The organism is Atopobium sp. ICM42b, assembly GCA_000564995.1.
Classification (GTDB): Bacteria; Actinomycetota; Coriobacteriia; order Coriobacteriales; family Atopobiaceae; genus Lancefieldella.
In genome coordinates this window covers 1-9118 of record JDFH01000022.1, presented here as the reverse complement: position 1 = coordinate 9118, position 9118 = coordinate 1, and the positions used below count along the sequence as shown (strand labels likewise).

The 9118-nt window shown below is 40.4% G+C and carries 9 protein-coding genes; 2 read left to right on the top strand and 7 right to left on the bottom strand.

Annotation, left to right across the window (positions count from 1 at the left end; all coding sequences use genetic code 11):
• Window positions 1–164 precede the first annotated feature (164 nt).
• Both HMPREF1493_RS07045 and cas2 read left to right on the top strand, forming a co-directional pair.
• Complete coding sequence (locus HMPREF1493_RS07045) at window positions 165–524, top strand: CRISPR-associated endonuclease Cas1 (RefSeq protein WP_353573416.1); 360 nt, start codon at window positions 165–167, stop codon at window positions 522–524.
• On the top strand, window positions 521–853 hold the full coding sequence (cas2, locus tag HMPREF1493_RS07170; RefSeq protein ID WP_353573415.1) for a CRISPR-associated endonuclease Cas2: 333 nt from the start codon (window positions 521–523) through the stop codon (window positions 851–853). The genes HMPREF1493_RS07045 and cas2 overlap by 4 nt, the downstream gene beginning before the upstream one ends.
• Here cas2 and cas9 read toward each other — a convergent pair.
• The 7 genes from cas9 to HMPREF1493_RS07095 form a co-directional block, all read right to left on the bottom strand.
• The gene (gene cas9, locus HMPREF1493_RS05855; protein ID WP_035428593.1) at window positions 832–3915 is read right to left on the bottom strand and encodes a type II CRISPR RNA-guided endonuclease Cas9; all 3084 of its coding nucleotides are present in this window, start codon (window positions 3913–3915) and stop codon (window positions 832–834) included. The genes cas2 and cas9 overlap by 22 nt on opposite strands.
• Before the next feature lie 196 nt (window positions 3916–4111).
• Complete coding sequence (locus HMPREF1493_RS05850) at window positions 4112–4474, bottom strand: hypothetical protein (RefSeq protein ID WP_035428592.1); 363 nt, start codon at window positions 4472–4474, stop codon at window positions 4112–4114.
• On the bottom strand, window positions 4474–5052 hold the full coding sequence (locus tag HMPREF1493_RS05845; RefSeq protein WP_035428591.1) for a cysteine hydrolase family protein: 579 nt from the start codon (window positions 5050–5052) through the stop codon (window positions 4474–4476). The genes HMPREF1493_RS05850 and HMPREF1493_RS05845 overlap by 1 nt, the downstream gene beginning before the upstream one ends.
• Before the next feature lie 144 nt (window positions 5053–5196).
• Window positions 5197–6147, bottom strand: a complete 951-nt coding sequence (locus tag HMPREF1493_RS05840) for a hypothetical protein (RefSeq protein WP_035428597.1) — start codon at window positions 6145–6147, stop codon at window positions 5197–5199.
• A gap of 105 nt (window positions 6148–6252) precedes the next feature.
• Entirely contained in the window at window positions 6253–7200 is a 948-nt protein-coding gene (locus HMPREF1493_RS05835; protein WP_035428590.1) for a lipoprotein, read from the bottom strand.
• A 50-nt stretch (window positions 7201–7250) separates the two neighbouring features.
• Window positions 7251–8186, bottom strand: a complete 936-nt coding sequence (locus HMPREF1493_RS07100) for a hypothetical protein (protein WP_198013763.1) — start codon at window positions 8184–8186, stop codon at window positions 7251–7253.
• A 47-nt stretch (window positions 8187–8233) separates the two neighbouring features.
• A partial coding sequence (locus HMPREF1493_RS07095) for a hypothetical protein (RefSeq protein WP_051485312.1) occupies window positions 8234–9118 on the bottom strand: 885 nt, incomplete at its 5' end.

Genomic DNA, 9118 nt, shown 5'->3' with positions numbered 1-9118 from the left:
CTGCAAACCGATCTTGTCTTGATTACCGTACGATCTCCCAGGTAGTAAAATCGACTGTGACCTATCGTCGATTGTTGTCTTGATTACCGTACGATCTCCCAGGTAGTAAAATGTGACGTTGGAAGACCGTCAATACCAGTTGGTCTTGATTACCTGGTTATTCGATTATTAGGTCTGTAATCATTCAATCACTGATAACCCATGGATTAATGCCTTCAAAAGGTATTCACCACAATAGTATTGAAAACGCATTCAACTTAGCAGACGATCTTATCGAGCCATTTAGACCAGTCGTAGATTTTTATATTGCATCATATAAATTAAATTTAGATTTATCCCATGAGATCAAAGTATCTTTATCTAAGGTTTTAGAACTTTGCGTTCGTCAAAACGGAAGGAAAATTTCCGTAAGACAGTCTATAGACGAGTTAATTGAATCCTTAATTAAAAGCATGGAAGACGAAGATTCTTCCGTTCTTTCATGTCCTTCTCTTTTACCCATTGAATTGGTTACTTTCGAATGAGGAGAAAAATGAGAGTCATGAGACTACTAATTATGTTTGACTTACCAACTAAAACCCAATCTGATAAAAAGTCCTACCATGAATTTCATAAGTTCCTAGTTAACTCTGGCTGGATAATGGAGCAGTTTAGCGTCTATAGCAGAATAACTTTAGGTACTGAAAACGCAAATAGCCATCTCTCAAGAGTAAATAAAAATCTTCCTCCCAAAGGATGTGTAACTGTTCTCGAACTTACTGAGAAACAATACACGGGGAGGAAGATTCTAATCAACTCAACGAAAAGAGGTGTTCTATCTTATAATCCATCTCAACTTTCTTTAGAGTTTTGATCCTTTAATAAGTTGAACCACATTAAACCCAAACAATCTTCATGAATAACTTCAACGGAAGTGTCCTTGGTCCAGCTTCCTATTGTCTTTACATCCTTTGACAAAATCCTGTCAAATTTTAATCTCTTACTATTAATATCCAGACCACTTAGCCTTCCATAAATACCATCTATCCTCACTATGTCATCATTTCTAAGGACAATAGGTATTGAATTCTCTGTTATACGTGGTGGAATTGATTCCCATTCCTGTGTTGTAACTTTTTGTCGAGGTATATATCTGGGCACATAAGACCCTCTTTTTATTTTATCTAGATCAGCAAAATATACTGGCTCTATCAGCCATTCACCTCTTCCAGATTTTCCCTCCTCATCAAGCCATAGCCTAATGTATGCACGGTCTCCCAAAATTCTTGCGAACTGTCCCCCTGTTGGATCTCTAAATAAGTCAACAGTTCCAACTCCTTGTTTTTTCCCTTTTAAAATATGAACGATTTTTTTATCGCCCACCTCTTTACCTAAATATTTATATTTAGTCTCTTCATAAATTAAGCCGTTCTTTTTATTAGGACGATACATTGTAGGAATTACCCATTTCCTTGCTTCACGCACCTGGTCAGCAAAGCCTTCCCATGGTTCAGCAATAACTGAATCCCTTACCTCCCTCAATCTAGAGTAAGAAATTGCAAATTCCTTAACCATTGATGCGCTACATGCTGCAATTACCGCAGCATCAATAGCATGATGCCTGTTGTCGCTACGATCTTTTGTATCATCCTCGCCAAAATTGAGGCCCCATTTTCTCCTCAATTTTGCAGTCATTCTTCCGTTTACAGCATAGACATGCTGCTTTTGATCAAACTCTGACGAAAAATTCAATGAATCTGAAAGCCAAGCAGAAATTGCTCTGGCCATATATTGAGTATCCACCATATTACGTTTGATAAAGGAAGTCTCTTTTTCAGCAAAATTCTCTTCCAATAACTTTGATTTTTTACCATCGGATAATCTAACATTAGACGAGACTCGTAAGCAGAATTGTTCCCAATTTGGATGACTGCCGTCATTGGAGTTCATCCATTCGTATGGGGTCCTATTTCCTTTTTCTTGATTAGATTTTGCCAGAACAAGAACTTTATTCGACTTCAGGTCATCAGCACTTCTTGAGTATGGAAGTACATGATCTATCTCGCAATAGTTGTCGTCTATTAAAAAGCGTCTTCCTCCCGCGAATGCGATATCACCAAGACCTTCTCCGGTATATATATCTTTGCCGCCCTGTTCTTCATAGAGTTTCATCTTAGTAATCTGCTTGCCAGTTACTTCTGACTGATCAATATGAAGAAGTTCGGCAATTTTATCTTTTATACGCTCATTCTCTTTTCTGTTTTCATTTTGTCCTTTTGCAATTTTGCTTTTTTCTTTTGCCGATTTAGCAATATCGTTACCCAATTCAATACGGATTATATTTGGCATTCCATATTGTTTGATGGCAGAATTAATCATTCTTCTTGCTTGGGCAAGAACTCTTAAAACAACAGGGTTCGTACATTGCACATCATAATCAGAATATGGCAACAAGAGCGACTGTCTAATTCCTTTTTCTCTTAGCCTGAAACCTTGGAGTCCAGACTGTTTTTCAGCTTCATCAAGAGTAAAAGCTTCTCCATCTAAAAATTGATCATGTAACATCTCCAACGCTTGAATAGATCTGGACCCATATCCCTTAAATATTTTTGTGTTGTAAGGCAGCGATTCTATTAAAGCAAGTTCATCTTCAGAGATTTCTAAACTCTCTTTTTCTTGATACATTGAAATTCTTCTTTCCAAACTATCAAGAGATGAGGCATAGGTAAGAGACTCAGCAATCGCATTAGCTAATTTAAAATCATTCTTCATTCTATTTAACAACTGAATTCCTGATTCTGATGCTGAAAGAACTCTACAAAATGTATTCCAGGCTTTAGGCACGAATACTGGATTCTTCTCTAAATCTGATTTAACTCCTTTAAATCCAACCAAATTGTCATCATCTATCAGCTTACGTAAAGTTTTAAACGTAACCGATTTAACCTTAGCGCCTTGATGAACACTGAACATCTCATTAATAACTGCATCTCTAACTTCTCTTGTTAGAGATTGCTCCGGTTTATCATCAAATTTTAAACGTATATTTCCAAGCTTTTCATAAGCTTTAACGACTTCAGAAATTAAATCAGCATTTGCCGCCCTTTTTTGGGGTTCATCACTATATTGATCAAAGTAAACACAGTAGCCCACCTTTTGATAAGTCAATTTATCAAAAGCTTTAGTATCTTTAAGCCAATTGAGCTGTTCTAAATAAGCATCTTTAAATTCTTCTGATGTATGGGTATTTCCAAACTTCTTCTGTTGCTCGAATAACTCTTTAATCTCATCCACAACCATTGGATGAGACACGCAATGTTTATAATCACCAGCTTTGTTTCTATAGCTATGGGTTGTAACATAGCTCTCTTTATACAAGTACTCGCCAAAAGTTCTATAGCCTGATTCCTTTAGCGCTTTTTTATTTTCTGAGATAGCAGAAAGAACTTTTCCTGCCTCTTCAGATTCAGAAGTACCTTCAACAGAAGTTTCTCCATTAATTAAAGTCTCTTCTCCTCGATTAATATAGCCACGCTGACTACAGAACCAATAGAGAATACGAGCCCATTCCCTATTAGAGAGCTGCCGATCAAGACCTTGACTTCTTAATACAATAACTGGTAAATCTATTCCGTCATTACCGTTTTTCTTAGTTCCAAACCACGTACAATCAGAATCCTGTGGAGTAACTCCAAATTGTTTTAATACTTTTAAAACATTCTTTTTTCTTGCTGCTCTTCTATCGATTTGCCGTCTAGTTGAACGCTTTTCTCGTCTTACAGCGGCTAGAGATTTTCCGCTTCTGTTTTCGGGAGCTTTAATAATTCGGCTTGAAAGCAGTTTTACTTCTTTAGCTTCATAATCAATAATTGCTAATCCACATGAGGCTTTTCCTAAATCAACTCCAAAAACAAGTCCACGATCGGATTTTGACATGGCAGCTCCTTGATTAAAATTAAACGAGTTGATGCAATTTTATATCTGCTTAAAATTCTGAAAGATAGATTTATTCCACTATTCCATAAACGGTAATTCTTCCATTGAATATAAACATTAAGTTAACAAAAAGACCCAAGTTTTTAACCTTGGGTCAAATAAATGCTTTAAGTAATTTACTTAGGTTCTTAGGTAGTTATTTACCTAAGCACTTTTTAATTTCTTGCTTAAAAACAATGGAACGAGCAAGAAACGTAGCAGCTACAGGAATGACCAATAAGGGCGCTACCACAAAAATACCCGCAACAGCCACTCCTTGGGCCGTAACCCTTCTACCAGGTCTTGATAGAATGCTGTTCAAAGTATCGGTCATAGTAAATACAAACGAGCCATCGGTAAGAACATACGCAAGTATCAACTCAAACGAAAATAGAACAACAAAGACAAGCGCCATGGCATTTCCGGTCTTTTTGCATATAGCAAGTCTCTGGTCAAATGAAAGATCATCTGCCTCGGGGACCTTCTCAAACCATTTAACTGCGCGTTCTTCTGGAGTCATTACGCGTTCTCAATCTCGTTGAGTTCTGCATCAACCAGCGTTGCTCCAAGGGTATTTTTAAAGTGCGAAAGCGCAAACTGATGATTCTCTGGCGTCAGCGATGCAACCGCTGGTTCAACAACCTCAATGTGATAGCCCAGGTTGTAAGCGTCCACCGCTGTGTGAAGCACACAGATGTCGGTAAGAACACCAGTCAGGATAACTGTGTTTATGCCACGCTCCCTCAGACGAATATCAAGATCAGTTCCCGAGAAGGACGAGTAGTGACGCTTGTCCATCCAGAACACATGGCTATCGTCTTTGTGCTGCTGGTAGAAATCATTCAGAGGGCCAAACAGGTCTCTACCACTTGTTCCAATAATGTTGTGAGGTGGGAAAAGCTTGGTCTCTGGATGGAAGTTATCCTCTGGGTCGTGAGCATCAATAGCAAAGAAAATATAATCGCCACGATCAAAAGCGCACTTTGTAGCCTCATAAATAGCATCTGAAATAGCCTGAGCTGGCTTACCTGCCGTGAGCTTTCCGTCATCTGCTACAAAATCGTAGGTGTAGTCAATCGAAATCAAAGCCTTCTGCATGATTAATCACGCTTCTTTCTTAAGCTCAAAAGAGCGACCAGTAAAAGAATAGACGCCACCTATTGTACAGGTGACGTCTCTGTATTCCACGCTTAACACGTAAATGTTTTATGTGTACGTATTTGGCGCATTGCGGCAGTCCACTTACTTCTTCTCAGCAATTACCAGGTCAACGTTTTCTGTCTTAGTGTCTTCCATGCTCTTACCACCTTTGATGTGGTAGTACTCAACAACTGCATTTACCTCAGTCTGATCAGCAAGAGGTTTTTTCTGATAAGAATCGTTAATAACAAATGCAAAGACCCTCTCGCCGCTCTCAAGATAGTTGGAATCGTTAGCCCATACGGAATTCTCAGAATTATCTAACTTAAAGGTGCAATTTACCCAGTTTTCAGATCTATTAATGATCTCAAAGACGTAACCTTCAGAGTAACCATCTGGGGATTTAGCAATACCAACATACCTGACATAGAGATCATCATTATCGATAAGAACCTTGTCCACCTCAGTCTTCAGCTTAAAGCGCATCTTGTATTCGCCTTTAGTAGAAGAGAAGTTATACGCAATAGTGCCCTTGTCTGCCATTGCATCAAAAGGCTTGTACTTAAAGCTGGAATAATCACCAGATGTTTTAGTGACTTGCTTCAATACTGCCTTGGAACCGTCAGAGCCCTCAACGGTCATCTGACCCGAGGAATCAACGGTTGCTGTATAGCTGCCAGCATTACCTGCAAGGGTGATAGTGAGCTTTCCATTAGCATCAACAGACCAGGTAAAGGGCTTCTGAGCGCCAAAACGGATAAAATTACCCGTGCCGTCATCAGCAAAGTCATAGCCATAAATTGACTTCATGGATTCTACTGCCGTTGGGTAAACACTCTCGGGGATATCTCCCTGGCTAGGATCACTAATAGACTTTGCTTCCCAAACACCTACAAACGGAGCAAGAGCAGCTTTCTTCTCTTCTGCTTCCTTCTGAGCTGCAATTTCTTCAGGAGATGGTCCGCCAATGTTAGGAGTGCAAGCCGTAAACACAATGCTGGTAGAAAGCACAAGTGTAAGTACAAGCATAAAAAGTAGTCTACGCTGTTTCAAGAAAGTCCCTCCAACACCAAAGCTCTCTAGATTGACAATGTCCTTTATTGGCGACACTTTTTTGACAAAGTTCATTATGCTCAATCTAGATATCGTCTGAGTGCATTACTTATTCTGTGAAATCGTCAAATCAAACTGCTCGGTCTTCTCGTCTTCAAGACTGGTTCCATCTGCAACATGGGAATACTTAAAAGTTCCCTTAGATTCAGAAAGCTTAGCCAGAGGTACATCTGCTTTGGAGGTATCAACTACAAACTCATAGAATCTCTCACCAGGCTCAAGAACATTAAGAGCTGTTCCAAACACAGTGGAATCCGAATTATCCAGCCTAAAGTCATATGAGGCCGTCTTATCGGACTTGTTGATTACCTCAAAAACATAACCTTCGGTTTGACCGCTTGGTGTTGTGGCAATTCCAACATATCTGACGTACATGTCGTCATTATCAACAACAACCCTGTTGACCTCGGTAACTACCTTAAAATTCATATAAAAGTCATCATGGGAGGAATAATTTCCTCCAATAGTTCCCTTACCCGTAAGCGCATCAAATGGAGCATATTTAAGAGAAGAGTAATCACCTGAGGTTTTAGTTACTTGGGTAAGCACTGCCTTGGAACCGTCAGAGCCCTCAATGGTCATCTGGCCTGAGGAATCAACGGTTGCTGTATAGCTTCCGGCGTTGCCAGCAAGGGTGATGGTAATCTTGCCATCGGCATCAGCGGTCCAGGTAAAGGGCTTCTGAGCACCAAAACGGACGAATAGTCCAGTGCCGTCGTCGGAAAAGTCATAGCCGTAAATGGCCTGGAATGTGTCTCTTGCTGTTGGATAGACACTCTCGGGAATCTCGCCCTTCTTTGGATCACTAATAGACTTTGCTTCCCAAACGCCCACAAACGGAGCAAGAGCAGCTTTCTTCTCTTCTGCTTCCTTCTGAGCAGCAATTTCTTCAGCCGAAGGTCCACCAATGTTAGGAGTGCAAGCTGTAAACATAACGCCAGCAGAGAGCGCCAAGACAAGCGCAAGAACTGGTAGTATTTTACGTTTTTTCATCAAGTGTCCTTTCAATGGTAGTGATCACGCCGAAGATATGCGTTCTTTTGTTACTCAGACTTAGGAGGGATATTTAGGTCAAGTTCTAATCTCTGCCTTTGCTGAGTAACTACGCTAGTTGTTGGGTCATTGTAAATAGTATCAACCGTAGCTTTTGGATTAGAAAGTGCCACAAGAGATCCTGGTGTCTGCGAGACATTAGGAACGAACAAATAGAACTTCTCACCAGGTTGTAAGGAGGCTTGACCAAAGGCTTTCAGAGGACCATGTAGATCTCCAAGAGAGAACTCTCCGTAAAATGACTCAGGACACTTATTGATAATCTCAAATACGTAACCTTCTTGAGAGCTTCCCGGTACCTGAGCGATAGCATACAGATTCATATACAGCTTATCTGTATCGATAAGAACTTTATTGACCTCTCGAGTTATTTCAAAATTCTTAAACTTGAGATCGTTATACCTAATCATGGTTGGTACGGTACCTTTATTGGTAAGTTGATCAAATGGCTGATAGGTAGCACTTGCATAGTCTCCAGCAGTAGTTGAAATCTGCTTAAGCTCGGCGTCAGTCTCATCGTAGCCAGTGCCCTTGAGCCTTAACCTGCCAGTCTCAGCGTCAATCTCTCCCGTAAAAGATCCCGCAGTACCCTCAAGGGTAACTGTAATCTTTCCTTCTGCATCAACAGTCCATGTAAAAGGCTTCATTATGCCAAAGCGAGTAAACAAGCCAGTTCCATCCTCAGCAAAGCTGAAAGCATAAATTGCATGGAACTGTTCTTTATAATCGTCGTAGGCTGCTCCCTCCCTCAGGTTTCCTAGTCCGGGTTCAAAGATGTCATAAGCTTCCCAAACACCTACGATCTGACCAGCAGACTTTTTGTTTCCTGCGGGACTGTTATCCCCTGATGAGCATGCACTAAGCACTGCACTTACGGAAAGCACCAGTGCGAGCAGACATCCTAACAGCATTTGACGCTTTTTCATTAAACTTCCTTCCATACGTGCAGCGATATAAAACTAACTCTTAACTGTTACTTGCTCTGCCCAGTAGGCAAATCAAATGTCACGGTTTTCTCGTCATTATGAAGGGCACCATTGCTAGAGTGGTCATACTCAAGAGTGCCTTTTACATCTGTGACTTCAGAAAGTGACTTATCTCTACGTTGGTTATTAAGAACATACTCATAGACTCTCTCACCTGGCTCTAACACGTTAAATCCATAAGCCCAATAGCCATCGGTTGGATCTTGAATAGTAAATTGATAGCCGGTTGTATAAGGAGTTCTATTAATAACCTCAAAGACATAGCCTTCAAAACCCTTGAGGTCTTTAAGGGAAGCGATGCCAATAAGCCTTACATAGAGCTCATCGGTATCAACAATGACCTGATCAAGCTCAGTGGTGATAGTAAAGCGTAGTTTAGTTTCATGCGATGACTTGTTTTTAGAAATATTGCCCGTTCCTGTTAATGGATTAAAGGGCTCATACCTAATATGAGAATAATCACCTGAGGTCTTGCTTACCTGAGTAAGGATAGCTTTAGAACCATCAGAGCCCTCAACGGTCATCTGACCTGAGGAATCAACGCTTGCTGTATAGCTTCCGGCATTACCTGCAAGGGTGATAGTAAGCTTTCCATCGGCATCAACAGACCAGGTAAAGGGCTTCTGAGCGCCGAAGCGAACAAACAAACCAGTGCCATCGTCAGAGAAGTCATAGCCATAAATTGCTAGATAAACATCTCTAACATCTTTGTACATGTCTTCAGTGACTGTGCCCTTATTTTCATCTTCGATTGACTTGGCTTCCCAAATGCCTACATAAGGAGCAAGAGCAGCTTTCTTCTCTTCTGCTTCCTTCTGAGCGGCAATCTCTTCAGGTGATGGTAAACCAAAGTTAAAGTTACACGCAGTAAA

What these genes read in the sequence shown, in the direction of transcription:
- cas2 (WP_353573415.1), top strand. Translation starts at nt 521, where the DNA reads ATGAGGAGAAAAATGAGAGTCATGAGACTACTAATTATGTTTGACTTA.
- HMPREF1493_RS05845 (WP_035428591.1), bottom strand. Translation starts at nt 5,052, where the DNA reads ATGCAGAAGGCTTTGATTTCGATTGACTACACCTACGATTTTGTAGCA.
- cas9 (WP_035428593.1), bottom strand. Translation starts at nt 3,915, where the DNA reads ATGTCAAAATCCGATCGTGGACTTGTTTTTGGAGTTGATTTAGGAAAA.
- HMPREF1493_RS07100 (WP_198013763.1), bottom strand. Translation starts at nt 8,186, where the DNA reads ATGAAAAAGCGTCAAATGCTGTTAGGATGTCTGCTCGCACTGGTGCTT.
- HMPREF1493_RS05835 (WP_035428590.1), bottom strand. Translation starts at nt 7,200, where the DNA reads ATGAAAAAACGTAAAATACTACCAGTTCTTGCGCTTGTCTTGGCGCTC.
- HMPREF1493_RS05850 (WP_035428592.1), bottom strand. Translation starts at nt 4,474, where the DNA reads ATGACTCCAGAAGAACGCGCAGTTAAATGGTTTGAGAAGGTCCCCGAG.